Here is a 24,233-nt window from a genome sequence, read left to right on the forward strand (position 1 = left end):
TCTTCCAGCGGCCGTCGAGGCCATGCGCCAATACTGGATGCCGATCCGCTACGCTCGCGCCCGCTGATCACCGCAGACGTGGGAGCTCATACCGGTTACGCTTCGTCGAAGCTTCCGCCGAAGCCATTCCGCTCGACGACCATAGCGTGGATACGGTCGTCACGACCTGGACCTTGTGCTCGATCCCGCAAGCTGCCACGGCGCTCGCAGACATGCGGCGCGTGCTGCGGCCGGCCGGCAAGCTCCTGTTCGTCGAGCACGGTATTGCACCGGACGAGAGTGTGCGTTGGTGGCAGGATCGGCTGACGCCAGCCTGGCGGCATATCAGCGGTGGCTGTCGCCTTAACCGCCCAATCCGCTCCATGATCGAAACGGCAGGATTCCGCATCGACCGGATCGAGACAGGCTACATGCCCGGACCGAAGCCGATGACATTCATGTACGAAGGTAGCGCACAGCCGGACTGATCCAGCTCGCAGCCTGTGCAAGGGCTCTTCAGCGCACTCAAATTCTAGCGGTTGAAACCAGCCGGCTCTCTGGCGGTTTAGATGAGAGTAGGGTGCACCCATGGCGCAGCACAAAGATGTAGTCATTGTCACCGGCAGCACCGGGTTCATCGGTTCGGCCCTCATAAATCGATTCGCTGATCAATTCCGCCTAATCGGCCTTGATCGGGCGGTGACGCATCAACCCCCGCCGGCCGCGGAGTGCGTTTGTATCGATCTCACTTCGGAAGAGGCTATCGAGGCCGGCCTGCGGCGCGTTCGGACGGCTTATGGCTCGCGCATCGCTTCCGTCGTCCATCTGGCGGCCTATTTCGATCTTACCGGAGAACCGAACCCGCTATACGAACAGATCACCGTTCACGGTACCGAAAAACTTCTGCATGGCCTTCAATCATTCGAGGTCGAGCAATTTGTGCTCGCGAGTTCAATGCTGGCGCACAGAGCAGGCCGACCGGGCGACGTGATAAACGAAGACCGGCCGCTTGAGTCGAACCTGCCGTACCGCACGTCGAAAATCGAGACCGAGCGCCTGATACACGAAGAGCACGGGACGATCCCGATCGTCTATCTTCGTCCGGCTGGGGTCTATGACGACCTGTGCCGCAACATTTTTCTGGCAAACCAGATCGCCCGGATTTACGAGGACGATCCGACCGGACATGTGTATCCAGGCGACCTGCGCACCGCGCAATCCTTTCTTCATCTGGAAGACCTTGCCGACGCCGTGTTGCTTGTGATCGAGCGACGAAAGGACCTTCCGCCTGAACTTGCGCTGCTACTCGGCGAGCCCGAGGCGATCGGCTACGGCGAGTTGCAGGCCGAAATCGGTCGGCTGATTCGTGGCGAGAGCTGGGAAACACGGGAGATCCCCACGGCGCTCGCCAAAGCGGGGCTTGGGTTCAACAGGACGTCCTCGGCGAAGAGTCCTTCATCCGCTCCTGGATGGTAGATATCGCCAGCGATCACTACGTTGTCGACATCGCCCGCGCCCGAAAGCATCTCGGGTGGGAGCCGCGGCATTCGTTGCGCAAGACACTGCCGCGGATGATCGACGCGCTCAAGGCCGAGCCGGCTGGATGGTATCGGGCAAACAAGCTGAATGCGGCCAAATGGTGGACCGGGGAACGAAAGCACGCGAGCGCGCTGAAAAATTTGACGCGGAGCAGGAAAAGACGCGGCCCGGGCACATGGCCGATATGGCTGGAATGGGCCAGCAAATGCTCTGGGCCCATTTTTTGATCATCACACTCGGACTCTGGCTCCTGACGAGCCCGCTTCAATTCGCGCTTTTCGATCCGGCCGCCGCCGGCACGGTGCGGGACGTCACACAGGAACGCGGGTTGTGGGAGCCATCCTTGCGCAACGCGCTTACCGGCTGGAGCGACATCGGCTCCGGCCTGCTGTTGATGTTGCTCGGCGTGCTCTCGCTGTCGCCGCGTTTCTCGTGGGCACAGTGGGGAACGACGCTTGTCGGCCTATGGCTCCTGTTCGCCCCCTTGTTCTTCTGGACACCGAGTGCCGCAGCCTTCATGAACGACACGCTAGTCGGCGCAGTCGCGATCACGTTTTTCGGTGCTTGTTCCGATGATGCCGGGCATGAGCCATGAGGGCATGATGGATGCGGGTACCGTCCCGCCCGGCTGGACCTACTCACCGTCGTCGTGGCTACAGCGCCTGCCGATCATAGCGCTCGGCTTCTTGGGCTTTCTCATCGCCGGGCGGTGGACCACACGCTTTGGCTTGTGGTCACCAGCTGAGGGGCCGCATTACAGTTGTCGGCCTCATCAGCAGCGTCGCGTGCTATTGACAACCAAGCGTGCTTTCCAGCTAACCCAGTAGACGCCATGGCTATTGACGCTTATTGCCCGACGGGCCGGAGCCAATCGCGCACGCTTTCTGGAGACGCTGCGCAGCGAAGTCCCGAAAAGTGATCGGCACATTCTTGATTGGCCGGAAGTGGCTGCGATCTCTACTGAAAATGCGCGAGAGCTTTTAGGGACGGCGAGTTGGCGCGAGAGATGATCCTGTTGCGTCGCGCGTGGGGCTTCGACCTATCCGGAATCCGCGCACCAGTCATGCTTTGGCATGGTGAATGCGACCGAAACGATCCCATAGCACATGACCGGCACATCGCGGCGAAGCTGCCCGATTGTCAATCCACTTTTGTGCCCGATGCGGCGCGAGCGAGCTTCTGACCGACATCGTCGGTTGCGAGCTATCTACTCTCGGCGACGATTTTCTCCAGATTGCTTACTCGCTCGAATGAGAGCTGTAAAATAAACAAAAAACTGGCGCACCCGACACGATTCGAACGTGTGATCTTTGCCTTCGGAGGGCAACGGTCAGGCGCGCAGACAATCTCCTAGCCACGTGTGCTACGGAAGAGCATAGATAAATCTGCTCCTCATTCACGCCTTAGCCGTCCAGCGACCCAATGAAAGTAATCCGCTGGGCCTCTGTTGCGACATCGTCAAACCAGTGTTGCCGCTATTGCCCGAGTTTAACGGGCGTTTGGAGCGTCGACTTCGGAATCCGGATGGCACCATAGAGATGCACATCATCAGCTTTGCATCCGACGCGGACTTTGAGAACTATCGGAATGATCCGCGGCGGATAGCGCAAGTCCGGTTGTTGGAAAAATCGTCTGCGAAGCTGGAATTGCTTTCGATGGCGAACGTCCCTTGATGGCCTTGGCGCGCGCAATCATCCGATCGCGAAATCGGCCGCTGTCTCTGCGTGAATTGCCGTTGTGTCGAACGTCTCGACTGATGTGTCGGCCGGGCCGACCAGCATCGTGATCTCGGTGCAGCCAAGGATGATGCACTCCGCTCCCTGGGCGACGAGCGCAGCCATCACTTCGTTGTAGCGGTCGCGAGAGCGAACGGCGACGATGCCCAGGCACAACTCGTCGTAGATGATGCGGTTCACGTCAGCCTGCGCGTCGACAGGAGGAATGAGGACATCGAGACCGTGCGCGCGCAGCCGGTCGATGTAGAAGTTTTCCTCCATCGTGAACTTCGTGCCGAGGAGCCCGACCCGCCGATATCCGCGAGCTCGAATTCGTTGAGCGGTCGCGTCACCGATGTGAATGAACGGAACGGTCAGCCTCGATACGATATCGGACGCAAGCTTGTGCATCGTGTTCGTACACAAGACGATCGCGCGCGCCCCGGCGCATTCGAGACGCAGCGCGATGTCTGTCAAGCTTGCCGCCGCTTCGCCCCAGCGGCCGGCATACTGCATGTCCTTGATCTCTTGAAAGTCGTACGAATACATCAACAGCGGAGCCGAATGCAGCTGCCCCATGCGATCGCGGACCCGCTCATTGATGAGCTTGTAGTAAAGCGCGGTGCTCTCCCAGCTCATGCCCCCAATCAGGCCGATGGTTTGCATCCCGGTGCCTCCGAAAACGGTTGAACCGGATTGTAAGTGAAGACGTCGAAGTGCGCTATCGCGATAGGGATGAGCGTCGAATGTCGCTTTTTGGCCCTTCGGTGCGCCCGGCGCGGCTTTTCAATCAGGCGTTCACCATCTGGAAACGACCGCCGCTTAGAGTTCCCTCCACCTGCCTTGGGGGGAGGGGATTTTCCATGGTTACGAACGTCGTCGCGCGCCGTTGCGCGATGTTTTTCTTTGCGCTGTCGATTTGTGTCGCCGGCGCTCGCCACGTCACGGACGCGCACGCCGCCGGTGCCTTCGCGGTCGGCAAGTGCGGCGCCTACGGCCAGGCCTACGACTATGGCGCCGAGCACGATGCGCGCACCGCGGCACAGAAGCAGTGCAAGGGCGATTGCACCACCGTGACCATGAAGCGCGCCTGCGCTGCCATGGCGGTCGATCTCGCCAATCCCTGCGGCGCCTATGGCTATGCCGTGAAGTCGAAGATCTCGGCCACGCTCAATGCCGCCACGCGCGAATGCTACAAGTATGGCGGCAAGGAATGCGTGATCCGCGCCTGGGCCTGCGACGCGAAGGGCTGATTCCTGAAGGGCTAATTCCTCTTGCCGTCATTCCGGGGCGATGCGTAGCATCGAACCCGGAATCCATTTCTCCGCCAACTCTGCAGCCCCGATGGATTCCGGGTGGGCGCCAAGGCGCGCCCCGGAATGACAGCTGAGGAACAACATGCAGTTCGACACCAAGATCGCGGTCGTGATCCGCTCCGATCTACAGGTCTGGCAGAAGCTTAACGTCGCGTCCTTTCTCACCAGCGGCATCGCCGCGGCTTTTCCGGGATGCATCGGCGAGCCCTATGAGGACGCCACGGGTACAAAATATCACGCGCTGATCGGCCAGCCGATCCTGATCTACGGTGCCGGTGGTTCCGCGCTGTCGCGCGCCCTTGATCGGGCGCTCACGCGCAACGTCAAGCCGGCGGTCTACACCGAAGACATGTTCAAGACCGCGCATGATGCCGCCAATCGCGAGGCGGTGAGGGCGGTGCCGCGTGCCAATCTCAATCTCGTCGGTCTGGCGATGCGCGCGGAGCGCAAGGTGATCGACAAGATCGTGGACGGCTTGAAGTTTCATAGCTGAAGTTTTTGCCCGCATGGCACGGGCAAAAACGTTCGATCGCGTCACGCCGGTGGCATGCCCTCGAATTTCGGTAGGCTTGGATCGAGATGATCCCAGGCGTGGCCGCGCGCAGCGTAAGTTACCACTTGCGCCTTGTAACGGCCGGGATCGTCGAGGCTTGCGGCGCGGATGGTGAAGATGTCGGGCATGGCGGAAAACGTCATGTAGACCGGCGCTCCGCAATTCGGGCAGAAGGCGCGCGTCTTCACATTGCCGCTGTCCGCGGTCATGTCCCAGTGCTTGGCCTCGCCCGTCACCGTCACGCCGGCGCGGGGAAACGTCATGTGCGAGCCGTGGCCGGTGCCGCTTTCGTGCTGGCAATCCCGGCATTGGCAATCATTGCTGAATACCGGCTCGGCTGAGATCTGGTAGCGGACTGCGCCGCAGGCGCAGCCGCCGGTATAGGGCTTCTCCATTGTCATGCTCCCGCTCATTTGATTTCTCCGCTGACGGCATCGAGCTGGCGCAGGATTTTGGCCCAGCCTTCGCTCATGTTGCGGTAGGCCAGCTCGTTCCTCGGCGTCACGAAGCCGGAATGCACCAGAGAAAGGTGGGTGCCAGCTTCGACCGAGGTGAGGGACCAGGTGACGACGGTGTCGAGCAGCGCGCCATAGCCGGTATTGCCTTCGTGCCCGCTCTTCCAGGCATAGGCGAGGCGCCGGTTCGGCACGACTTCCAACACCTTGCAATGGATCACGCCGTTCCAAGCCCCGGCGGGCTTGATTTGAAACGTGAAGGTATTGCCTTCGACGGCCTCGAAGCCGGTCGGCGGCATCAGCCAGCGCGCGATCAACTGGGCGCTTGTGAGCGCCTTCCAGACCGTCGCGGTGGCGTGGGGGAGGACCTCGTCCAGAACGATGTCCTGTGTCTCGGCTTTCAGTTCGGCAGCACTCACGGATCGATCTCCTTCAAGAGTTCACGCAGATTCTGGAAGCGCTCGCGCCAGAACACGCCGTAATGGTCCATCCAGCCGACCAGGGGCTCGAGCCCTTGAGGCGCGGCGCGGTAATAGACGTTGCGGCCCTCCGCGCGCTCGGCGACGAGGCCGGCCTGCTTCAGCGATTTCAGGTGCTGCGAAATCGCGCCCTGGGTCACGCCGCTGCCAATAGTCAGCTCGCCGACGGTGATTTCCTTGCTCTCGAAGACGCGCTCGAAAACGGCGCGGCGGGTCGGATCGGCAAGGGCGCGCATCACGCTGGTGACGGGGTTTGGGACGACTTCGATCATGGGATATAGATTAGTAGATACTAATGCATTAGTCAATACTAATCTGTCTGATTTGACGTCAAGCTTGACAATGACTGACCAGTCAGTCATAAATAAAACATGACGAGAAGCCCGACCAAGGCCGCCATACCGTCGGCAACCAGCGTCAGGCGCCGTGCGCCCGAAGCCGGAGGCGAGCCGGCCACGCCCGCCTCGAACCGAGCCGCGCGCGCGGCGGAACGGCGTGCGGCCATCGTGGAGGCGGCGCTAGAGGAGTTCATCGCGCGCGGATTCGCGGCGACCCGGCTCGACGATATCGCAAAGCGCGCAGGCGTGGCGAAGGGCACGATCTACCTGCACTTCAAGGACAAGGAATCGATGTTCGAGGAGCTCGTCCGCATCGTGATGGTGCCGGTGGTGGAGCGGCTGACGGCTCTGCCGCCGCCGACCGGCTCGGTGCGTGACCTCGTCGAGGCCTTTGCCCGCAACTTCCTCAAGGAAGTCGCGAATACTCGTCGCGGCGATCTGGTGCGGCTGATCGTGGCGGAGGGGCCGCGCTTTCCGGCCGTTGCGGATTTCTATTATCGCGAGGTGGTCTCGCGCGGGATCGCCGGCATGCGTGCGCTGATCGAGCTCGGTATCGCCCGCGGCGAGATCCGCGAGAAGAACCTCGCGCGCTTCCCGCAGATCATGGTCGCCCCTGCGATGGTGGCGGTGATCTGGCAGAGCCTGTTTGCGCGGCATGCGCCGCTCGATGCGCAGGAGATGCTGCGCGTTCACCTTGATTTGATTTTTGGCGAACGGAGGACGACATGACGTCGTCGCAAGCAATTTTCAGATTTGCATTAGCTCTTGTACTGGCGGCCGGCCTCGCAGGCTGCAACGAGAAGCGCGATCCCGGCTTCCAGGGCTGGGTCGAGGCCGACATGATCTTCGTCAGCCCGGACGAGGCCGGTCGGGTGACGAAGCTCAGCGTTCGCGAGGGCGACGAGGTCAAGGTCGGCGATCCCGTCTATTCCGTCGACGATGATCTCCAGCTCGCCGACCTTAACCAGAACAAGGCGACGCTCGCCAACGCGCAGCAGACCTATGATCGTGCCGCTTCGCTCAGCAAGACCGGCTCCGGCACCCAGGCCAATCTCGATTCCGCAGTGTCGGCCCTGCGCGTTGCCGAGGCGCGGGTGGCGACGTCGCAGACGCGGATGGCGCGGCGCAAGGGTTTTGCGCCGGTCGCCGGCACCATCCAGCAGATCTATTTCCGCGAGGGCGAGATGGTGGCGGCGCAGCGGCCGGTGCTCTCGATCATGCCGCCGGGCAACATGAAGCTGCGCTTCTTCGTGCCGGAGGCCGAGCTGCCGAAGCTCGCCATCGGCGACACGGTGCGGGTTGCCTGCGACAATTGCGCCGCCGATCTGACCGCAAAGGTCTACTTCATCGCGACCACGGCCGAATACACCCCGCCGGTGATCTACAGCCTCGATGAGCGCAACAAGCTCGTCTACCTGATCCAGGCGCGCCCGTCGCGGCCCGACGCCTTGCGAGTCGGCCAGCCCATCAATGTTTATCTCGATCCCAAAACTCCGGTGGCGGACAAGCGATGAACGGGACAACCGGCAACGGCATTGCGATCGACGTCAAGGGCCTGACCAAATCGTTCGGCGGCCGCGAGGTCGTGCACGATTTGTCGATGCAGGTGAAGCGCGGCTCGATCTACGGCTTCCTCGGGCCGAACGGCTCGGGCAAGACCACCACCATCCGCATCCTCTGCGGCCTGCTGACGCCCGACAGCGGCGAGGGCACGTGCCTCGGCTACGACATTCGCCGCGACGCCGAAAAGATCAAGCGCCAGGTCGGCTACATGACCCAGCGCTTCAGCCTGTACCAGGACCTCTCGGTGCGCGAAAACCTGGAATTCGTCGCACGGCTCTACGGCCTGCGCGATGCCCGTGGTGCTGCGCGGGACATGATCAATCGGCTCGGGCTTTCGGGGCGCGAGGAGCAGCTTGCGGGCGAGCTCTCCGGCGGCTGGAAGCAGCGGCTGGCGCTTGGGGCCTGCACGCTGCCCAATCCGAAGTTGCTGCTGCTGGACGAGCCGACCGCCGGCGTCGATCCCAAGGCGCGGCGCGACTTCTGGAACGAGATCCACGCGCTCGCAGCCGATGGCCTCACCGTGCTGGTCTCGACCCATTACATGGACGAGGCCGAGCGCTGCCACGAGATCGCCTATATCGCCTACGGCCATCTGCTCGCGCACGGCACCGTCGAGGAGGTGATCGCCAAATCCGCGCTGACGACCTACACGGTGACGGGAGAGGACCTGAACGGGCTCGCAGCCGAGCTCCCCGGCAAGCCCGGAGTTGATATGGTGGCGCCGTTCGGCACCTCGCTGCATGTGTCCGGCCGCGACGTCGCCGCGCTCGAAGCCAGCATCGCGCCGTGGCGTGACAAAAGCGGCCTGCACTGGCAGAAATCGTCGCCGTCGCTCGAAGACGTGTTCATCGAGCTGATGGGCCGCTCCAGGGATAATTTCCAATGAGCAGTGTCGTTGATCACACCCCTGAACACGAGATACGCGAGCGCTTCGGCTTCCTGCGGCGCTCCTACGCGATGCTGGTCAAGGAGTTCATCCAGCTCAAGCGCGACCGCGTCTCCTTTGCAATGATCGTGATGCTGCCGGTGATGCAGCTCATGCTGTTCGGCTATGCCATCAACACCACGCCGCACAATCTGCCGAGCGCGGTGCTGCTGCAGGAGGACAGCGATCTCGCCCGCTCTGTGCTGAAGGCGCTGGAGAACACCGCCTATTTCCGCTTCATCTACGAGGTGCACGACGTCGACGATTTCGACAATCTCCTGAAATCCGGCAAGGTGCTGTTCGGGGTCGAGATCCCGCGCGGCTTCGAGCGGGCGGTGCGGCGCGGCGACAAGCCGGCGCTGCTGGTCGCGGCCGATGCGACCGATCCGGTGGCCGCGAGCTCGGCGCTTGGCTCGCTCGGCACGATCGTGCAGACCGCGCTCAAGCACGATCTCTATATCGGCAATCCCCCGGAGATGCCGTTCGAGATCCGCGCGCATGCCCGCTACAATCCGGCCGCAGTCTCGAGCCTCAACATCGTGCCCGGCCTCGTCGGCACCATCCTCACCATGACCATGCTGATCTTCACCGCGCTCTCGGTGACGCGCGAGGTCGAGCGCGGCACCATGGAGAGCCTGCTTTCGATGCCGATCAAGCCGGTCGAGGTGATGTTCGGCAAGATCATCCCCTACGTGCTGGTCGGGTTCGTCCAGGCGTTTCTCATCATCGGTATTGGCGTCGGCCTTTTCGGCGTGCCCGTGCTCGGCAATCTGTTCCTGCTGGCGCTGCTGTCGACGTTGTTCATCACCACCAATCTGTCGATCGGCTACACGATCTCGACAGTGGTGCAGAACCAGCTCCAGGCCATGCAGATGTCGATGATGTTCTTCCTGCCGAGCATTCTGCTGTCCGGCTTCATGTTCCCCTTTGCCGGCATGCCGGCCTGGGCGCAATATGTCGGCGAATGCCTGCCGTTGACGCACTACCTGCGCATCGTCCGTGCCATCATGCTGAAAGGCGCGACCATGCAGAACATGCGCTTCGATGCGCTGGCGCTGGCCGCCCTGATGCTGGTCGCCATGATCATCGCCGTGACGCGCTTCCGCCGCACGCTGGATTGAGGCAAGATGCTCCTGAATCAAGGGGGCGGAATGATCAGCTTTGCGAGCAGGAAAACCCGGCAGCATGCCGTTTTGTCGGACGATTTCGAGCGCGAGCTGACGCGGGAGGTGCTGCGCACCGAGCTGTTGCGGGTGCGGGCGCTGATCATCACGGGCTGCGTCATGGCCCTGTTCCTCACCGCGATCTACCTGATCGACCCTGCCGTCGTGAACCGGGTCTGGCGCGGCATGGAAGGGCTCGCCGAGGTCTACGGCCTTCTGGTCAGCTTCATCCTGTTCGAGGTCTGGGTCCACACCCAGATCAGGAAGAACCTCAGGCTCGACCGCGACGTGCCGGTGGTCCGGCGCTATATCGGTGCGCTGATCGAGACGTCGCTGCCCACGGTGATCCTGATCCTGCAGATCCGGACCATGGGCGCGAGCCAGGCCATCGGCTTCGCCGTGCCGCTGATGTACTTCATCTTCGTCATTCTCTCGACCTTGCGGCTCGACTTCTGGCTCTCGACCTTCACCGGCTTCGTCGCTGGCGCCGAGCTGTTCGCCGTTGCGCTGATCTACGATCCCGCAAGCGGTCTCGGCGAGCCGCAGCTTTACTTCCACGCGGTGCGCAGCACCATCATCCTGATCTGCGGTGTGCTCGCGGGCGCCGTCGGTGCGCAGCTGCGGCGGCAATTTGCAGCGAGCATCGCCGCGGCCACCGCGCGCGACCGGGTGACGAACCTGTTCGGCCAGCACGTCTCGCCGCAGGTGGTGGAGCGGCTGATGGCGGAGGGCACCAGTGCGGCCGGCGACCTTCGCCGCGTCGCGGTGATGTTCGTCGATTTCCGCGGCTTCACCGCCGGCGCGCAGTCGCGCTCCCCGCAGGAGGTCGTGGACCGCCTGGACGGCGCCTTCGCGGTGCTGGTCGATATCCTCGACCGTCACGGCGGCATCGTGAACAAGTTTCTCGGCGACGGCTTCCTGGCGCTGTTCGGCGCGCCGCTCGAAGCCGCCGACGCCGCGCATCGTGCGGCCGCCGCAGGCCGCGAGATGCTGACCGCGATGGACCGCATCAATGCGCACACAAGCTGGCCGCTCAAGATCGGCATCGGCATCCATTTCGGCGAGGTCGTCGCCGGCAATATCGGCTCGCCACGCCGCAAGGAGTACACGGTGATCGGCGACACCGTGAACTTTGCCTCGCGGCTGGAGGCGCTGAACAAGGAGTTCGGCTCGCAGCTCCTGATTTCCGCTTCCGTGCGCGAAGCGCTCGGCGATGACGGCGATGACGCCGTTGCGCTCGGCGAGGTCGAGGTGCGCGGGTACGAGCGGAAGGTCGCGGTGTTTCAACTCGGATAATGCGGATTGCACCGAGTGCTCCGAATTTTGGGGCATGACGGCGGCCGTCGGCATCTCCTAACATGCCGGCGATGCAGCCGGTCGCGGCTGCGATTGCGTGAGGAATGAAAGATGCAGCGCCGCTACGTCACCGTCGATGTGTTCACCGACCGCGCCTTTGGCGGCAACCAGCTCGCCGTGGTGTTGGATGCCGGCCGGCTGTCGACCGCACAGATGCAGGCGATCGCAACCGAGTTCAACTATTCCGAGACGACCTTCGTGCTGCCGCCGCGTGACAGTGCCAATGATGCCGAGGTACGCATCTTCACGCCGGTGAGGGAGTTGCCCTTCGCGGGCCACCCCAATGTCGGCACCGCCTTCGTGCTGGCCTCGATCGCGAAAGAGTCGAAGCCGCGCCTCCTCTTCGAGGAAAGGGCGGGGCTGGTGCCGGTCGATATCCTGCGGGAGCGGGGCCGGGTGGTCAGCACCGAGCTCACCGCGCCGCAGCCGCTGTCTCGCCTGTCGCAATTGTCTGCCGCTGATGCTGCGAGCTGCATCTCGCTCAGTGCAGAGGACATCAAGGTCGACCGCCACGAGCCCCAAATCGTCGGCGTCGGAACGCCATTTCTGGTGATAGAGCTGCAGTCGCGCGAGGCGCTCAAGCGGGCGAGGCCCGACGCGGCGGCCTTCGCCCGGACATTTCCGCGCGACGGCGCGTTCTCGGCGTGGTTCTACACGCGCGATGTGCCCGTGGCGGAGGCGCCTTGCGAGCGGCAGGCGCGGATGTTCATGCGCGGCGCCAGCGGCCTCGCGGAGGATCCTGCCACCGGCAGTGCAACGGTCGCCGCGGCCGCGCTGTTTGCCGATCTTGATCCCGCGCGGGATGGCGAGTTGAAGCTGACGGTCGGCCAAGGCTTTGACATGGGCCGGCCGAGCCTGCTCCTGACCCGCGTGCGCAAGCAGGACGGCAAGATCGTTTCGGCGCATGTCGGCGGGCAATGCGTGCAGATGATGGAGGGGACGTTCCGGCTCGCGGGGGAGGGCTGAACTCGCCCAGTTCGTCAAGGCAAGCTTGCGCTAAACCGTCATTCTGAGGTGCGAGCCCTTGCGAGCCTCGAAGGATGCACGGCCGAGGTGCAACCTCAGGGGCACGCCGTCGTCCTTCGAGGCCTCCGCTTCGCTGCGGCACCTCCAGCGACAATGGCTTCGCCATTGCGCGGGGATGACGGCTACTGCTAGGTCATCGTCTTGTGCTACCTCCGCCCGAAGGAAGGTTAAACCAGTCGCCCGACCAGATTCTTCACCGTGACCCCATCCCGCTCCTCGATCACCTCCGCGATCATCTGGCGATGGCAGTGCGTGTGGTCGCGCTCATAGCAGAGCAGGCACACAGGTCCGGCCTTCTTCACCAGCGCGGAGAGCTCGTCCATCTCTTCCCTGGCCTGCGGCGTCTTCAGGTGCTTTGAATAGATCTTCTCCAGCACGTCGTACTGTCCGCTGCGCGCGGCGAGGCGGCCTTCCTTCGGCGTCCCGAGCGCTGCGAGATGAACGTAGGCAATGCCGCGTTCATCCAGGCCCGCGGCGAGCTGCTTCTTGGAGAAGCCCGGACGGCGCGACGAGGTCACCGCGCGCACGTCGACCACGAGCTTGACACCGGCCTGCTCTAGCTCGTCCAGCACCGCCGTGGGCGGCGTCTGCTCGTAGCCAATCGTAAAGAGCTTCTTCGCCTTTGCCATCGGCGACCTCAGCTTACACGCGCGATCAGTTCCATGGCGCCGGCCGGCGCGCGGACCTTGCCCTCGTGGATGACGTAGGCGAACACGTCGCGCGGCTGCGTCTTCGGTTTGGCCGTGTCAACCTTCGGCAGGTCGTCGGGTTCACCACCCTCGGCCCAGGCCTGAAAGCGCTTGCTCCAGGCGTCGAGCTCTTTCGGCGGATAGCAGGTCTTGATCTCGTCGTTGCCCTTCTGCAGCCGGGCATAGACGAAATCGCCGGCGACATCGGCGATGGCCGGATATTTGCCGTGCTCGGCGAACACCACCGGCGTCTCGAACTCGCGGATCAAAGCGACGAAGTCCGGCGTGCAAAAACTGTCGTGGCGGACCTCCACCACATGGCGCAGCGCGCGTCCCTCGAGCTTGCGCGGCAACAGCTCAAGGAACTTGCCGAAATCGGCGCCGTCGAATTTCTTGGTCGGCGCGAACTGCCAGAGCACCGGGCCGAGATGGTCGCCGAGTTCCAGCACACCGGAATCATAGAACCGTTTGATGGAATCGCCGGCTTCGGCCAGCACCCGGCGGTTGGTCGCAAAGCGCGGCCCCTTCACCGAGAACATAAAGCCCTCCGGCACTTCGCTCGCCCATTTGCGAAAACTCTCCGGCTTCTGCGAGCCGTAATAGGTGCCGTTGATCTCGATCGAGGTCAGCTTCGACGCGGCATAGGACAGCTCCTTGGCCTGCGTCAGCTTCTCCGGATAGAACACGCCGCGCCAGGGCTCGAAGGTCCAGCCGCCGACGCCGATAAAGATGTTGCCGGATTGTTTTGACGCGGTTTTTGCTTTGGCCACGGGAGGATCTCGCATCGACGAGGAGGGGAGGGCATCATCCTAATCAAACCAGATGTGATTGGCCAGTTACGGCGTGCCGTCTAAGCTTCGCGGCGGGATCTGCGAAAAAGGAGAACAAGATGCGGATGCTGGTCGTGGGCGCAGCACTCGTCATGATGACATCTGCTGCCATGGCGGACGATGACGATGCGAAGGGCGCGCAGAAGCTCGCCATGCAGGGCCGCGACGATTACTGGCATTGCCTGGCGCGGGAATATTCGCGCGACGCCAATCAGGGTCTCTCAGAGCAGGATTTCGGCCGCTCGGTCGCCGGTGCCTGTCCGTCGGAGCGGCAATACTACCGAGTGGCGCTGCTCGACTATCTGACCACGCAGTATCCGGCGATCGATTCCGGGGCTCATCTCGCGACCGCGAACAGGGCGGTCGAGTCCGCGCAGAAAGATATCGTGACAGCCTTCGTCAAGCACAGGCAGCCAGCAAAGTAGAATTGCCAATAGGACAGAAGCAGCGCTCCTCATTCGGCTACTCGCCATTCGCTATTCGCCCCCTCTACGAAGGGCCCTTCCGGCCACGCGCCCATCCATGGTATCACTAACCTCATCTGGAACAGGGATGGGCTGCTATGTCGTCTGAGTCGGTGGGGGGCATTATTGGCGCGATCGTCGCGGCGGTGGTGCTTGCGGTCGCCGTCGTGTTCGGACCGATCGGCCAATACGGCAAGCCGGCGAAGCCCAAAGCCGACGCCGCCCCGGCTGCCATGGCGCCTGCCCCTGCGGCGCCCGCGCCCAGAGGCCCAGTAATCCGGGAAGTCCCCAATCAATAGGGGGCTCGAGAAGGGGCTTTGAAGGTACTTCGGAAAGGGTACTCTGAGAGTACCTGGCGCCCCTTGCGAAGTCTCTATCCCGTTCCCATCTAGCTTCTAACGGCAACGTTGAGTGACAATCTCCGTTGTTGGAACGACCTTGGAATAGCTCAGGCTGCGCCGGATGTACGCGCGCCCGTTGTTCCGGGGTCGTTGGCATTTTGGGCCCCGTTTGGGCCATTTCCCAGAGAAACCCCGGCTTGGCATCGCAGGACACGGCGGATATACGCTGCCGTCATGAATGAAGCGATCAGACCGGGCTCCGAAAATCCGCGGCAGGCCCAAGATAAGGCCCACGATCACGCCCGCGGCACGGCTTCGCGGTCGGCGGAATTGTCGGTCGTTGTCCCGACCTTCAACGAGCGCGACAACGTCACGGTGCTATACCGGCGGCTGGAGGCGGTGCTCTCGGGCATTGCGTGGGAGGTCGTGTTCGTCGACGACAATTCACCCGACGGCACCTGGGACGTGGTGCGGGCGCTGGCCCAGCGCGACAGTCGCGTGCGCTGCATCCGCCGCATCGGCCGCCGCGGCCTGTCGGGCGCCTGTATCGAGGGCATCCTGGCCTCGAGCGCGCCCTATGCTGCGGTGATCGACGCCGATCTCCAGCATGACGAGACGCAACTGCCGAAGATGCTGTTGCTGCTCGCGAGCGGGCAGGCTGATCTCGTCGTCGGCAGCCGCTATATCGAAGGCTACAAGAGCCAAGGTTTCAACAAGCAGCGCGCCGGCGCCAGTGCGCTCGCGACCGAAGTGGCAAAAAAGATGCTGCGGGTCGAGATCGCCGATCCCATGAGCGGCTTCTTCATGGTTCGCGCCGATCGTTTCGAGCAACTGGCGCCAAAGCTTTCCGTGCACGGCTTCAAGATCCTGCTCGACCTCGTCGCCAGCGCGAACGGCAGCTTGCGCGCCGTCGAAGTTCCCTACACGTTCGGCCAGCGCCAGCACGGCGAGAGCAAGCTCGATTCCATGGTCGCGCTGGACTTTCTCGGCCTGGTGCTGGCGAAGTTTACCAACGATGCCGTCTCGCTTCGCTTTCTGCTGTTCGCAATGGTCGGCGGCATTGGTCTCGTGGTGCATCTCACCACGCTGTTCATCGCGCTTCGGCTGTTCAAGGTGCCGTTCGCCGAGGCGCAGGCCTCTGGCGCCATCGTTGCCATGACCAGCAACTTCATCCTCAACAACTTCCTCACCTATCGCGATCAGCGGCTGAAGGGCTTTGCGCTCCTGCGTGGCCTTATCGCTTTCTACATCGTGTGCAGCGTCGGTCTGCTCGCCAATGTCGGTGTCGCCTTCTCGGTCTATGACCAGGAGCCGATCTGGTGGCTGGCCGGCATGGCCGGTGCGCTGATGGGCGTGGTGTGGAATTACGCGATGTCCGGACTGTTCGTCTGGCGCAAGAAATAGCGCGCCGAGGAAGCTGACCATGGGCGGAGCTGACGCGCGGATCGTCCGCAATACCGCGCTGGTGATCCTTGCGCTGGTCGGCTTGCGGCTCGTCGCGGCCGCGTTCACGCCGATCACGTTCGACGAAGCCTACTACTGGATGTGGTCGAAGAACCTGGCGGGCGGCTACTACGACCATCCGCCGATGGTTGCCTACGTGATCCGCGCCGGCACCATGATCGCCGGCGATACCGAGCTCGGCGTTCGCCTGGTGTCGATCCTGCTGGCGCTGCCGATGAGCTATGCGATCTATCGCTCGGCCGCGATACTGTTCGGCGGCGCGCGCGTCGCCGCGACCAGCGCCATCCTGCTCAACGTTACGCTGCTGGCTGCGGTCGGTACGCTGATCGTGACGCCCGACGCGCCGCTGCTTGTCGCCTCGAGCTTCGTGCTGTTCTTTCTCGCCAAGGTGCTGGAGACCGGCCGCGGCGCCTGGTGGCTGGCCGTCGGCGTCGCCGTCGGTGCGGCGCTGCTGTCGAAATACACCGCAATGTTCTTCGGGCCGGCGATCCTGATCTGGCTCGCGGCGGTGCCGAAGCTGCGGCGCTGGTTCCTCTCGCCCTGGCCCTATCTCGGCGGCCTTGTTGCCCTGGCGCTGTTTGCGCCGGTGATCCTCTGGAATGCGGACCATCAATGGGTGTCGTTCGCAAAGCAGCTCGGGCGCGCAAAAATCGAAGACTTTCGGCCGGTCTTCATCGCCGAGCTGATCCCGACCCAGATCGCATTCGCAACGCCGCCCGTCTTCATCCTCGGGGCGATGGGGTTGCACGCGCTGACCTGGCGCAGGGCCGGCGCGTTGGCCTCGCGCGTGCTGATCGAGACCATGTTCTGGGCCATCGTCGCCTATTTCGTCTGGCATTCGCTGCATGCCCGCGTCGAGGCCAACTGGTTCGCGCCGGTCTATCCGCCCTTCGTCGTCGCCGCGGCGGCCGCCGCCAATCTCGTGCCGTGGAAGCCGCGCCAGCGGCGCTTGGCGGATTTCTGCCTGCGCTGGGCCGCGCCCACCGGCATCGTGATGTTCGCGGCCCTTATCGTACAGGCCAATACCGGCTGGCTATCCGGCTATCGCCGCGATGCGACCGTGCGCAGCGTCGGCGTCGGCTGGCGCGAGCTCGCCGCCGAGATCGAGGCCGTGCGCGTGCGCACCGGTGCGACGTGCGTCCTGGCGCCGGACTACGGCACGACCGGCTGGCTCGCCTTCTATTTGCCGCCGGGCACCTGCATCGCGCAGCAGAGCCAGCGTATCCGCTGGGTCAACATGCCCGAACCCGATCCAAGACTGCTCGCGGGCAAGCTGCTCTATCTCGACGAGCTGCGCGAGGGCGGCCGCCCGTTCCTCAACGACCTCTTTGCGCAGGTGACGCAAGTTGCGCAATTGCAGCGCAAGCGCGGGCCGCTCGTGGTCGAGACCTACGGCATCGATCTCTTGGAAGGCGCCAAGGGCGACGTGCTGGACCGCTCGCCGCCGCCTGAAGCGCGGTAGCGCTTTCGAGGGCTCAGCTGGTCACGTCGGCTTCGGCCGCCGGACGTCTCGACTGACGCTCGTCGCGCCAGAACCAGACGGCGATTGTGCCGGAGCGGCCGCGAACTTGCGTGCGCAGCGGACCTCTCAGCGTGCCGTCGGGATCGCCCAGGAAATCGGCGGCATCGAGCAGCGTATCGCTCAGGGCCAATCGTGCATCGTTCTGGACGGCGACCTCCATCAGCCGGCTCGCGACGTTGACGGTGTCGCCCGTCGCCGTGATGTGCTGGTGGCTCTCGCCGAGGCGGGAGGCGACGATGGGGCCGAAATGCGCGCCGATCTTGAAGCCGACCTGGTCCGCGACCTCGGGAGGCAGCGTGGCGATCCAGCGTTCGACGCTGCGATGCAGGTCGATCGCGCACTTCAGCGCGCGAGCCGCGTCGTCCGGCATCGCGCTGGGCAGACCGAACAGGATCATGGCGCCGTCGCCGAGAAAGCCGGTGACCATGCCGCCACAGTCGACCGCCGCCTTGTCGATCAGCGCGTGGAATGCCTTGAGCAGGTCCCGCAGCGCATCGGGATCGATCCGTTCGCTCAGGGCCGTGAAGCCGGACAGATCGATGAAGACGATGGCGGCGTTCTGCCGGACGGGCTTTGCCAGGAAATCGGGATCGCGCGCCAGCCACTCCTGCACCGCCGGCGCCTGGAATTGCGCGAGTGACCTGCTCTTGGCGGCGAGATATTGCGTGCGGCGGCCTCCGACCCACAATTGCACGCCGGCAAACACCGCAACCGGCGGCACTGCGGCTGCGAGCGTGGTCGCCGCATTCAGCCAGATTCCGTGCGTGAACGCGAACAGGTTGAGCGCGGCCCAGGCCATCATCACAACAGCCGCGGCGACGAGGCCGGGAGCGCTGCGCCGCCAGGCCAGCAATCCCACCAGCAGCATCGGCAGCAGGATCGCGGCGAGCGCGTCGGTGATGTGGACCTTATGGTCGCGCACGATGCCGTCGCCGGCGACCAGATGGGTGATCACGGTCGAGACCACCTCGACGCCGGGCATCAGGGAATCGAACGGCGTCGGATAAAAGTCGCCGCCGCCGGCGACCGCGGCACCGATCACAACGATCCGGTTCTCGATTGCCTTGCGGTCGAGCGTGCCGTCGAACACGCTCTGCGCGCTGACGGTGCGGATGGTGCGGCGCGGGCCGTAATAGGTGATCGGCAGGGCGAAGTCGGTGTCGGTCGGCACCGCGCGATCGCCGAGCATGAGACGGTCCGGCGTGATCGTCAGCGGCTTGTCGAGCGCGCGGCTCGCGACGCGCAAGGGAAACGACATCTCGACCTTGTCACGCGTGCGGAACAGCATCGGGACCGAGAGCGGCGAGCCCGATTGCCCTGTCGCCACGTTGACGATTCCGACCTCGGCGTGTTCGGCGAATGCGGGCAGCGGCAGCAGGAAACGCTCGGCCTGCGGCAGGGCGGCGAGCGGGTCCTCGCCGCCAGTTGCAACGGTCTCGCTGGCGGTCGGGAAGATCGCCGCGGCGGCAAGCACTATGGGACCGGTGGCCAGCGTCTGCGCCAGCGTGGCATCGCCGATCGCGGCGCTGCGGTCGACCAGGAGCAGGTCGATTGCGATGACCTTCGGCTTGAACTGCACGATGGTGTCGACGACGCGCGCGAGATCGGCGCGCGGCAGCGGATAGCTGCCGCCGCGCTTCACCACGGTGTTGTCGATCGCGACGATGGTGACGAGATCGGGCGGACGCTGCACGCCGCGTGCGAGCGTGCGCAGGTCCGTCAGCGTTGCCTCGAGACGGTCGAGAAAACGCAGATGGCCATTGGCGTGGCCGGCATAGATGCCGGCGCCCCACAGCGCGGTAAGGACGAGAGCCACCAGGATCTGAACGCGTCGACTATTCATACCGTCGTTCTGCAATCTACTTTTTGACCAAGCCTTATTGACCAAGTCTTATTGGCCAAGCCTTATTGACCAAGCCTTATTGACGAAGCCTTGCCATCAGGGCGTCGATACGCGGCTGGCCCCATTGCTTGACGGTCAGCGGACCGCTCGCCTCGACGTCGACGCCTTCGCCGGGCCCGAGCACGACGCCACGTCCGCGAGCCCTGCGATTCACGCCGACACGACCGTCGGCGACAAACACGGAGGTCTTGGCGTCAGCGACATCGACGGCCCATCTGGTGCCGCGCACCGCGGCGATCGCCTGCGGCGTTAGCACCTTGAAGGGATGGCCGCCCAGCTTCTTGGGAACCTCGATCAGCAGGGCTTTGCTGCTCAACTCAACGGAGTCAATATGTCCGTCGCGGTTGGCGTCCTTTAGTTCAAATCTGGCGCCATTTTCTGCGACGATGGTGATGCCATTGTCACAGCGCCAGGTCTGTGTGCCGGCGGCCGACGGCGACGGCGTGCAACCTGCATTGGCTGCAGGCTGTGCGGCTGCGTATCCATTCACCAAAAACGAAGACGCCAGAGCGAAAAACCCGGCGCGCGCGACGCTTCTCGCGACGCTTTTCATGGCAGCCTCCAATTCGTGGGCGGCACGTTTCAGGGCGATGTTGATACGGTACCGTATCACTCGCAGAGGCTGCTGAACAGTGCCGGCTTTCGGTCAGCCGGAGCTCGCCAGCCTCGCGCAACGGTCCGGCGCTATGGTTTGGCGAGGCTGGAAGACCACGAAAATGACGTGGTTGGATGCGCCTTGGGAGCTGGCCGGAGCCATGGGGTGACTGCGCCAGACCGGCCGAGAAACATGGTTAACAGATGCGCCTAAGTCTGTATTTCTGCGGGTTTTTTTCTCGAAATGGGACAGCGCTGACCCGCCGCCCCAGATCCGCCCGAACTTAATCCGCATTTAACTAAAAGTCGCCTTAATGACGCTCCGACCCTCTGCGAGATGCTGGCTTTGGAACGTGACCAGCAGCGGCACTTCGAAGGGGGACTGAGTGACACCGTCCTGGACGCAAGGCGAATGAGTACGAGTATCGCTGCGCAAAGTAACGCGGCACGGAAGTCCAAGAAGTTCTCGAAGCATTCTCTTCGGAAGCCTTCCCGGAAAATGACCACCCAAAACGTGCTCGGCGCCGCCGCGATCGGCTGCGTCGTGCTTGGCGCCGGCTGGACCGTCTACAGCAACATCTTCGCCGCCAACGTCTATCCGACCGTCGGCAGCCTCCGTTACGACGAGCCCGTGATCAAGCGCGCACCCAGGGTCGTGCTGCGCGAGGCGGGCGAGGCGGTCAAGGAAGCCTTCGCGCTGCTGCCCGACCGGCTGCAGGTGGCAGCGCCGATCTCCCGCGAGATGTTCAACGAGCGTTTTGCCGCGGCGGCGACGCAAGGCGTGGAATCCAATGCGGCGAGCGCCGCGCTTGCCGCTCCTGCAACGAAGGTCGCAGAAGCCAAGGACACTGCCAAGGACGCCGCAAAACCGACCGTCATGGCGAAGGTGGCGGAGGCGTTGAGGCCCGCGAGCCCGGCCAAGGTCACTGAAAAGATCGCGGATGCTGCGAAGGCCAAGCGCGCTGACGCGCAAGTGCAGCTCGCCTCGGCCGATCCGGCCGAGATCGTGCCGGCACCTGAGGCCAAGCCGACAAAATCCTTCGCCGATCGCGCCAAGGCGGCGGTGATGTCGATCACCGGGCCGCGGCAGTCGATGGTGGAAAAGCTCTGGGGCAAGCGCGAGCCGTCCGGCGGGCTTCTGGCTTATGCGTCGGCCGATGCCAGCGTGACCGCGAGCATCGCGCCGAGGGAGCAGAACCCGATGCTCGGCGGTTCGGCGCCCTATGAGCGCGACACCGCGGTCTACGACATCTCTGCCAAGACGGTATATCTGCCCGACGGCACCAAGCTCGAGGCGCATTCCGGCCTCGGCTCCAATCTCGACGACCCCCGCTCTTCGCGGGTGCGCATGCGCGGCGTGACGCCGCCGCATATCTACACGCTGAAGCCGCGTGAAGCGCTGTTCCACGGCGTGCCCGCGTTGCGCCTGACCCCGATCGGCGGCGAGAACGCGATCTATGGCCGCGACGGCCTGCTCGCCCACACCTTCATGCTCGGGCCGAACGGCGATTCCAACGGCTGCGTGTCGTTCAAGGACTATTACGCGTTCCTCGACGCCTACCGCAACAAGGGCGTCCGCAAGCTCGCGGTGCTGGCGCGGGTGGAGTGATCTCGGCCTAAGCCGCGAGCGTCTTGCGTAGCGCCATCTCGGTTGTGATCGCCTCCCGCACGGCAGGCCGCGCCTGCATGCGTTCGAGATAGGCCGACAACGATGGCCATTGTGCGATGGCGACGCCTGCGGGACGGAGCAGCAGCAAGGCCCAGGCGAGGTGAGCATCCGCGACGGTGAAGCGGTCGCCGACGAGGAATTCGCGGTCCGCCACATGCTCGGCGGGTACCGACAATGTCTGTGCTATTCTTGCACGCGGCTTGGCGAGCGATCCGTCATCCCTGTACCAGAAAGTCGGATACAGGAAAGCTTTGTGGATCTCGGCGCCGATGAAGCTCAGCCATTCTTGGAGGCGGTAGCGGTCGGGATCGCCGAATGCGGGAGCGAGGCCGGTCGTCGGCTTCGAATCAGCGATGTATTGCAGCACAGCCGCGCATTCAGTCAGCCGCTCGCCGTTCTCCAGCACCAGCACCGGCACGGCGCCCTTCGGTGAAACGCCGCGGAAGTCGCTGCCGTCGTCCACGACCTTCTTCGTCCAGATATGAGCGAAATGATATTGCGCATCCAAGCCTGCCTCCAGCAGCGCGATACGGCTGGAGAGCGAGCAGGCCATCGGAAAGAAATAGAGTTGCAGCATCGCACGCTCCGTCATTTCAGTGCATCGCCGCGCGCAATCAGCGCAAAGCGGTCCGACAATTCGGCCAGCGCGACCTCGTGAATGATCCTTGCAGCCAGCGTTCCGCCGCACCCGTCGGGCAGGTCGCGGGTGGCGCAGGCATCGGCTGCGATGGTGGTGCGAAGGCCAAGGTCGAGCGCGGCGCGCGCGGTCGAGCTCACGCACATATGGGTCATGAAGCCCGCCAGCACGATGTTCTTGCGTCTGGTCGCGGAGATCCGGGCTTGCAGATCGGTGCCGGCAAATGAGTTCGGCAGCGCCTTCTCGATCACCGGCTCGCTTGCCAGCGGTGCCAGGCTGGCAACGATGGCGCCGCGCTCGGCCTCGCGGTCGAACAGGCTGCCAGCGCGGCCCTTGTGGGCGACATGGAAGATCGCCGCGCCGCTCTGCCTGGCATGGGCGAGCAGGCGGGCGGCCGCGGCAATCGCGGCCTCTACATCCGGCAGCGCCAGCGGGCCGGCGCGATATTCGTTCTGGATGTCGATCAGCACGAGACAGGATTCGCCGAGCTTCGGCGGATTGAGGTCGGCGCCGGCGAGTTCGAGCAGGGTCTTTGGAGCGGTCATTTGACAGTCAGGCCTTTCGAGACGATCGGATGGGCCGACACTAGCCCGGCTGCGGCCTGCTATTGTGCAGGACTATTGCAGCATATGGCTGCAAATTTGCAGGAACAGGGCGGGCCTGCTAGGCTCGCCGCGATGAACTGGGACGATCTGCGCATCATCGCTGCGGTCAGGGACGAGGGCACCTATGCCGGCGCCAGCGCGCGGCTGCGCATCGACGAGACCACCGTGGGGCGCAGGCTCGCGCGGATCCAGCGCGATCTCGGCGTGCCGCTGTTCGAGGCCGCCGACGGGCTGCGCCGGCCGACGCGGCATTGCGAGGCGGTGCTCGAGCATGTCGGCGCTATGGCGGCGCATGTCGCGGCGATCGACCGCCTGCGCGAGAGCCAGCCGGGTCCGGTCGGCCGCCTGCGCATCGCGTCGACCAGTTCAGTCGCGGAGGAACTGCTGGCGCCGCGCACCGCAAAATTCCTCGGCGACAATCCCGGCCTGACGCTGCAATTCCTGACCTCCAGCGAGAACGTAAAATTCTCGCGCTGGCAGGCCGATCTCGCCATCCGGCTGCGCAAGCCGGAGAAGGGCGACTTCACGATCTCCAAGCTCGCGGAGGTGCGGTTGTATTTCTTCGAGCCGGTCGAGGCAGCCGATACCGCATCGATCGTCTGCGCCTATCCGGACGAGCTTGATGCCATCCCGGAGCAGCAGTTCCTGCGTGGCAGGCGGCTGAAGGCCGCGCGCTGCATCACCGACAACGTTCGAATCATCCGCACGATGATCTCGTCGCATCAGGCTATCGGCGTGCTGCCCGAACACAATTGCGGATCGCTGCTGGCCGACCGCAGTTTGCGCGCGACTTTGCTCGCCAAGCGCCGCGACGTCTGGCTGCTCGTGCAGAACCATCTCAAGCGCGATCCCGCCACCCGCCTCGCCATCGCGTGGGTGCGGCATTGCTTCAAGGAGATCGGCCCCAAAGATCTCGCGCGCGCCTGATCTATCGCTCGACGACATCGATGGTGCAGCGCCCACGGGCAGCCCTTCATCTCCGATTTTCGAGGCCGACGTGTCGGCGCGGCCTAAGCGAATGCCACGACCGCCCTGGTGAACGCAGCCCAAGGCACGCGCGACCAAGATGATACCGCGCCCAGAGATTGCACTTTCGGCGTGAGATCTA

General features: G+C 64.0%; 27 protein-coding genes and 1 tRNA gene. 17 read left to right on the forward strand and 11 right to left on the reverse strand.

Translation table 11 applies throughout. The features are described from left to right. The 3 genes from IVA82_RS47445 to IVA82_RS47455 form a co-directional block, all read left to right on the forward strand. Positions 1 to 467, forward strand: a 467-nt coding sequence (locus IVA82_RS47445; protein ID WP_247494013.1) for a class I SAM-dependent methyltransferase, incomplete at its 5' end; no start/stop codon positions are given. A 100-nt stretch (positions 468 to 567) separates the two neighbouring features. Continuing rightward, positions 568 to 1,455, forward strand: coding sequence for an NAD(P)-dependent oxidoreductase (locus tag IVA82_RS47450; protein WP_247389550.1), 888 nt, complete (start codon positions 568 to 570; stop codon positions 1,453 to 1,455). 127 nt (positions 1,456 to 1,582) lie between these two features. Then, the gene (locus IVA82_RS47455; protein WP_247389551.1) at positions 1,583 to 2,113 is read left to right on the forward strand and encodes a hypothetical protein; all 531 of its coding nucleotides are present in this window, start codon (positions 1,583 to 1,585) and stop codon (positions 2,111 to 2,113) included. A gap of 682 nt (positions 2,114 to 2,795) precedes the next feature. Here the strand turns inward: IVA82_RS47455 and IVA82_RS47460 are convergent. Together IVA82_RS47460 and IVA82_RS47465 are read right to left on the reverse strand one after the other, a co-directional pair. Beyond that, positions 2,796 to 2,882, reverse strand: a tRNA-Arg gene (locus tag IVA82_RS47460). A gap of 327 nt (positions 2,883 to 3,209) precedes the next feature. Beyond that, complete coding sequence (locus IVA82_RS47465) at positions 3,210 to 3,899, reverse strand: aspartate/glutamate racemase family protein (protein ID WP_247389552.1); 690 nt, start codon at positions 3,897 to 3,899, stop codon at positions 3,210 to 3,212. Between the two features lie 197 nt (positions 3,900 to 4,096). On the opposite strand from IVA82_RS47465, the gene IVA82_RS47470 reads away from it, so the two are divergent. Continuing rightward, positions 4,097 to 4,486, forward strand: coding sequence for a DUF4189 domain-containing protein (locus IVA82_RS47470; protein WP_247389553.1), 390 nt, complete (start codon positions 4,097 to 4,099; stop codon positions 4,484 to 4,486). A 145-nt stretch (positions 4,487 to 4,631) separates the two neighbouring features. Then, positions 4,632 to 5,042 carry a DUF2000 family protein gene (locus tag IVA82_RS47475; RefSeq protein WP_247389554.1) on the forward strand — a complete coding sequence of 137 codons (411 nt, stop codon included), beginning with the start codon at positions 4,632 to 4,634 and terminating at the stop codon, positions 5,040 to 5,042. A 41-nt stretch (positions 5,043 to 5,083) separates the two neighbouring features. Here the strand turns inward: IVA82_RS47475 and IVA82_RS47480 are convergent, their stop codons facing one another. From IVA82_RS47480 to IVA82_RS47490, 3 genes are read right to left on the reverse strand one after another with little or no spacing between them, the layout of a single operon-like run. Continuing rightward, positions 5,084 to 5,497: a GFA family protein gene (locus IVA82_RS47480; protein WP_247389578.1), complete on the reverse strand. Its 414-nt coding sequence runs from the start codon at positions 5,495 to 5,497 to the stop codon at positions 5,084 to 5,086. Positions 5,498 to 5,511: 14 nt separating this feature from the next. Next, entirely contained in the window at positions 5,512 to 5,976 is a 465-nt protein-coding gene (locus IVA82_RS47485; protein WP_247389555.1) for an SRPBCC domain-containing protein, read from the reverse strand. After that, the gene (locus IVA82_RS47490; protein WP_247389556.1) at positions 5,973 to 6,308 is read right to left on the reverse strand and encodes a metalloregulator ArsR/SmtB family transcription factor; all 336 of its coding nucleotides are present in this window, start codon (positions 6,306 to 6,308) and stop codon (positions 5,973 to 5,975) included. The genes IVA82_RS47485 and IVA82_RS47490 overlap by 4 nt, the downstream gene beginning before the upstream one ends. Before the next feature lie 99 nt (positions 6,309 to 6,407). Between IVA82_RS47490 and IVA82_RS47495 the strand changes: the two genes are divergently transcribed. From IVA82_RS47495 to IVA82_RS47520, 6 genes are all read left to right on the forward strand, one after another. Next, complete coding sequence (locus tag IVA82_RS47495) at positions 6,408 to 7,103, forward strand: TetR/AcrR family transcriptional regulator (RefSeq protein WP_247389557.1); 696 nt, start codon at positions 6,408 to 6,410, stop codon at positions 7,101 to 7,103. Continuing rightward, the gene (locus tag IVA82_RS47500) at positions 7,100 to 7,888 is read left to right on the forward strand and encodes an efflux RND transporter periplasmic adaptor subunit (RefSeq protein WP_247389558.1); all 789 of its coding nucleotides are present in this window, start codon (positions 7,100 to 7,102) and stop codon (positions 7,886 to 7,888) included. Before IVA82_RS47495 ends, IVA82_RS47500 begins: the two co-directional genes overlap by 4 nt. Beyond that, complete coding sequence (locus IVA82_RS47505) at positions 7,885 to 8,823, forward strand: ABC transporter ATP-binding protein (protein WP_247389559.1); 939 nt, start codon at positions 7,885 to 7,887, stop codon at positions 8,821 to 8,823. The genes IVA82_RS47500 and IVA82_RS47505 overlap by 4 nt, the downstream gene beginning before the upstream one ends. Continuing rightward, positions 8,820 to 9,983, forward strand: a complete 1,164-nt coding sequence (locus tag IVA82_RS47510) for an ABC transporter permease (RefSeq protein ID WP_247389560.1) — start codon at positions 8,820 to 8,822, stop codon at positions 9,981 to 9,983. Before IVA82_RS47505 ends, IVA82_RS47510 begins: the two co-directional genes overlap by 4 nt. 30 nt (positions 9,984 to 10,013) lie before the next feature. After that, positions 10,014 to 11,321 carry an adenylate/guanylate cyclase domain-containing protein gene (locus IVA82_RS47515; protein WP_247389579.1) on the forward strand — a complete coding sequence of 436 codons (1,308 nt, stop codon included), beginning with the start codon at positions 10,014 to 10,016 and terminating at the stop codon, positions 11,319 to 11,321. A gap of 111 nt (positions 11,322 to 11,432) precedes the next feature. After that, positions 11,433 to 12,347: a PhzF family phenazine biosynthesis protein gene (locus tag IVA82_RS47520; RefSeq protein ID WP_247389561.1), complete on the forward strand. Its 915-nt coding sequence runs from the start codon at positions 11,433 to 11,435 to the stop codon at positions 12,345 to 12,347. A gap of 227 nt (positions 12,348 to 12,574) precedes the next feature. On the opposite strand, the gene IVA82_RS47525 is transcribed toward IVA82_RS47520, so the two are convergent. After that, a complete protein-coding gene (locus IVA82_RS47525; RefSeq protein ID WP_247389562.1) occupies positions 12,575 to 13,036 on the reverse strand; it encodes a DUF488 domain-containing protein in 462 nt (153 codons plus the stop codon). Positions 13,037 to 13,044: 8 nt separating this feature from the next. Continuing rightward, a complete protein-coding gene (locus IVA82_RS47530) occupies positions 13,045 to 13,881 on the reverse strand; it encodes a DUF72 domain-containing protein (protein WP_247389563.1) in 837 nt (278 codons plus the stop codon). Positions 13,882 to 13,985: 104 nt separating this feature from the next. Here IVA82_RS47530 and IVA82_RS47535 point away from each other — a divergent pair, with 104 nt between their 5' ends. The 4 genes from IVA82_RS47535 to IVA82_RS47550 all read left to right on the forward strand — a co-directional run bounded on the left by IVA82_RS47535 (position 13,986) and on the right by IVA82_RS47550 (position 17,657). Continuing rightward, a complete protein-coding gene (locus IVA82_RS47535) occupies positions 13,986 to 14,351 on the forward strand; it encodes a hypothetical protein (RefSeq protein ID WP_247389564.1) in 366 nt (121 codons plus the stop codon). Between the two features lie 137 nt (positions 14,352 to 14,488). Further along, positions 14,489 to 14,689: a hypothetical protein gene (locus IVA82_RS47540; protein ID WP_247389565.1), complete on the forward strand. Its 201-nt coding sequence runs from the start codon at positions 14,489 to 14,491 to the stop codon at positions 14,687 to 14,689. A 276-nt stretch (positions 14,690 to 14,965) separates the two neighbouring features. Beyond that, positions 14,966 to 16,135, forward strand: a complete 1,170-nt coding sequence (locus IVA82_RS47545) for a glycosyltransferase family 2 protein (protein ID WP_247389566.1) — start codon at positions 14,966 to 14,968, stop codon at positions 16,133 to 16,135. A gap of 19 nt (positions 16,136 to 16,154) precedes the next feature. Continuing rightward, positions 16,155 to 17,657 (forward strand): glycosyltransferase family 39 protein, encoded by a 1,503-nt coding sequence (locus IVA82_RS47550; RefSeq protein ID WP_247389567.1) that lies wholly within the window; start codon positions 16,155 to 16,157, stop codon positions 17,655 to 17,657. Positions 17,658 to 17,670: 13 nt separating this feature from the next. Here the strand turns inward: IVA82_RS47550 and IVA82_RS47555 are convergent, their stop codons facing one another. Together IVA82_RS47555 and IVA82_RS47560 are read right to left on the reverse strand one after the other, a co-directional pair. Further along, entirely contained in the window at positions 17,671 to 19,560 is a 1,890-nt protein-coding gene (locus IVA82_RS47555; protein ID WP_247389568.1) for an adenylate/guanylate cyclase domain-containing protein, read from the reverse strand. A gap of 76 nt (positions 19,561 to 19,636) precedes the next feature. After that, on the reverse strand, positions 19,637 to 20,173 hold the full coding sequence (locus tag IVA82_RS47560) for a FecR domain-containing protein (protein WP_247389569.1): 537 nt from the start codon (positions 20,171 to 20,173) through the stop codon (positions 19,637 to 19,639). 540 nt (positions 20,174 to 20,713) lie between these two features. Between IVA82_RS47560 and IVA82_RS47565 the strand changes: the two genes are divergently transcribed. Further along, on the forward strand, positions 20,714 to 21,823 hold the full coding sequence (locus IVA82_RS47565) for a DUF2778 domain-containing protein (protein ID WP_247389570.1): 1,110 nt from the start codon (positions 20,714 to 20,716) through the stop codon (positions 21,821 to 21,823). A gap of 7 nt (positions 21,824 to 21,830) precedes the next feature. Here IVA82_RS47565 and IVA82_RS47570 read toward each other — a convergent pair whose 3' ends face one another. Together IVA82_RS47570 and IVA82_RS47575 are read right to left on the reverse strand one after the other, a co-directional pair. Continuing rightward, positions 21,831 to 22,460 (reverse strand): glutathione binding-like protein, encoded by a 630-nt coding sequence (locus IVA82_RS47570; protein ID WP_247389580.1) that lies wholly within the window; start codon positions 22,458 to 22,460, stop codon positions 21,831 to 21,833. A gap of 11 nt (positions 22,461 to 22,471) precedes the next feature. After that, positions 22,472 to 23,065, reverse strand: coding sequence for a cysteine hydrolase family protein (locus tag IVA82_RS47575; RefSeq protein ID WP_247389571.1), 594 nt, complete (start codon positions 23,063 to 23,065; stop codon positions 22,472 to 22,474). A 132-nt stretch (positions 23,066 to 23,197) separates the two neighbouring features. On the opposite strand from IVA82_RS47575, the gene IVA82_RS47580 reads away from it, so the two are divergent. Beyond that, positions 23,198 to 24,052, forward strand: a complete 855-nt coding sequence (locus IVA82_RS47580; protein WP_247389581.1) for a LysR family transcriptional regulator — start codon at positions 23,198 to 23,200, stop codon at positions 24,050 to 24,052. Positions 24,053 to 24,233 lie beyond the last annotated feature (181 nt).

Source organism: Bradyrhizobium sp. 142, assembly GCF_023074015.1.
Taxonomy (GTDB): domain Bacteria; phylum Pseudomonadota; class Alphaproteobacteria; order Rhizobiales; family Xanthobacteraceae; genus Bradyrhizobium.

Excerpts from the sequence above, each read along its gene's own strand:
- IVA82_RS47580 (WP_247389581.1), top strand. The coding sequence starts at position 23,198 with ATGAACTGGGACGATCTGCGCATCATCGCTGCGGTCAGGGACGAGGGC.
- IVA82_RS47540 (WP_247389565.1), top strand. The coding sequence starts at position 14,489 with ATGTCGTCTGAGTCGGTGGGGGGCATTATTGGCGCGATCGTCGCGGCG.
- IVA82_RS47450 (WP_247389550.1), top strand. The coding sequence starts at position 568 with ATGGCGCAGCACAAAGATGTAGTCATTGTCACCGGCAGCACCGGGTTC.
- IVA82_RS47510 (WP_247389560.1), top strand. The coding sequence starts at position 8,820 with ATGAGCAGTGTCGTTGATCACACCCCTGAACACGAGATACGCGAGCGC.
- IVA82_RS47500 (WP_247389558.1), top strand. The coding sequence starts at position 7,100 with ATGACGTCGTCGCAAGCAATTTTCAGATTTGCATTAGCTCTTGTACTG.
- IVA82_RS47525 (WP_247389562.1), bottom strand. The coding sequence starts at position 13,036 with ATGGCAAAGGCGAAGAAGCTCTTTACGATTGGCTACGAGCAGACGCCG.
- IVA82_RS47475 (WP_247389554.1), top strand. The coding sequence starts at position 4,632 with ATGCAGTTCGACACCAAGATCGCGGTCGTGATCCGCTCCGATCTACAG.
- IVA82_RS47455 (WP_247389551.1), top strand. The coding sequence starts at position 1,583 with ATGGTATCGGGCAAACAAGCTGAATGCGGCCAAATGGTGGACCGGGGA.
- IVA82_RS47520 (WP_247389561.1), top strand. The coding sequence starts at position 11,433 with ATGCAGCGCCGCTACGTCACCGTCGATGTGTTCACCGACCGCGCCTTT.
- IVA82_RS47505 (WP_247389559.1), top strand. The coding sequence starts at position 7,885 with ATGAACGGGACAACCGGCAACGGCATTGCGATCGACGTCAAGGGCCTG.
- IVA82_RS47555 (WP_247389568.1), bottom strand. The coding sequence starts at position 19,560 with ATGAATAGTCGACGCGTTCAGATCCTGGTGGCTCTCGTCCTTACCGCG.
- IVA82_RS47565 (WP_247389570.1), top strand. The coding sequence starts at position 20,714 with ATGACCACCCAAAACGTGCTCGGCGCCGCCGCGATCGGCTGCGTCGTG.
- IVA82_RS47530 (WP_247389563.1), bottom strand. The coding sequence starts at position 13,881 with ATGCGAGATCCTCCCGTGGCCAAAGCAAAAACCGCGTCAAAACAATCC.
- IVA82_RS47550 (WP_247389567.1), top strand. The coding sequence starts at position 16,155 with ATGGGCGGAGCTGACGCGCGGATCGTCCGCAATACCGCGCTGGTGATC.
- IVA82_RS47560 (WP_247389569.1), bottom strand. The coding sequence starts at position 20,173 with ATGAAAAGCGTCGCGAGAAGCGTCGCGCGCGCCGGGTTTTTCGCTCTG.
- IVA82_RS47495 (WP_247389557.1), top strand. The coding sequence starts at position 6,408 with ATGACGAGAAGCCCGACCAAGGCCGCCATACCGTCGGCAACCAGCGTC.
- IVA82_RS47480 (WP_247389578.1), bottom strand. The coding sequence starts at position 5,497 with ATGGAGAAGCCCTATACCGGCGGCTGCGCCTGCGGCGCAGTCCGCTAC.
- IVA82_RS47545 (WP_247389566.1), top strand. The coding sequence starts at position 14,966 with ATGAATGAAGCGATCAGACCGGGCTCCGAAAATCCGCGGCAGGCCCAA.
- IVA82_RS47575 (WP_247389571.1), bottom strand. The coding sequence starts at position 23,065 with ATGACCGCTCCAAAGACCCTGCTCGAACTCGCCGGCGCCGACCTCAAT.
- IVA82_RS47570 (WP_247389580.1), bottom strand. The coding sequence starts at position 22,460 with ATGCTGCAACTCTATTTCTTTCCGATGGCCTGCTCGCTCTCCAGCCGT.
- IVA82_RS47490 (WP_247389556.1), bottom strand. The coding sequence starts at position 6,308 with ATGATCGAAGTCGTCCCAAACCCCGTCACCAGCGTGATGCGCGCCCTT.
- IVA82_RS47465 (WP_247389552.1), bottom strand. The coding sequence starts at position 3,899 with ATGCAAACCATCGGCCTGATTGGGGGCATGAGCTGGGAGAGCACCGCG.
- IVA82_RS47515 (WP_247389579.1), top strand. The coding sequence starts at position 10,014 with ATGATCAGCTTTGCGAGCAGGAAAACCCGGCAGCATGCCGTTTTGTCG.
- IVA82_RS47470 (WP_247389553.1), top strand. The coding sequence starts at position 4,097 with ATGGTTACGAACGTCGTCGCGCGCCGTTGCGCGATGTTTTTCTTTGCG.
- IVA82_RS47535 (WP_247389564.1), top strand. The coding sequence starts at position 13,986 with ATGCGGATGCTGGTCGTGGGCGCAGCACTCGTCATGATGACATCTGCT.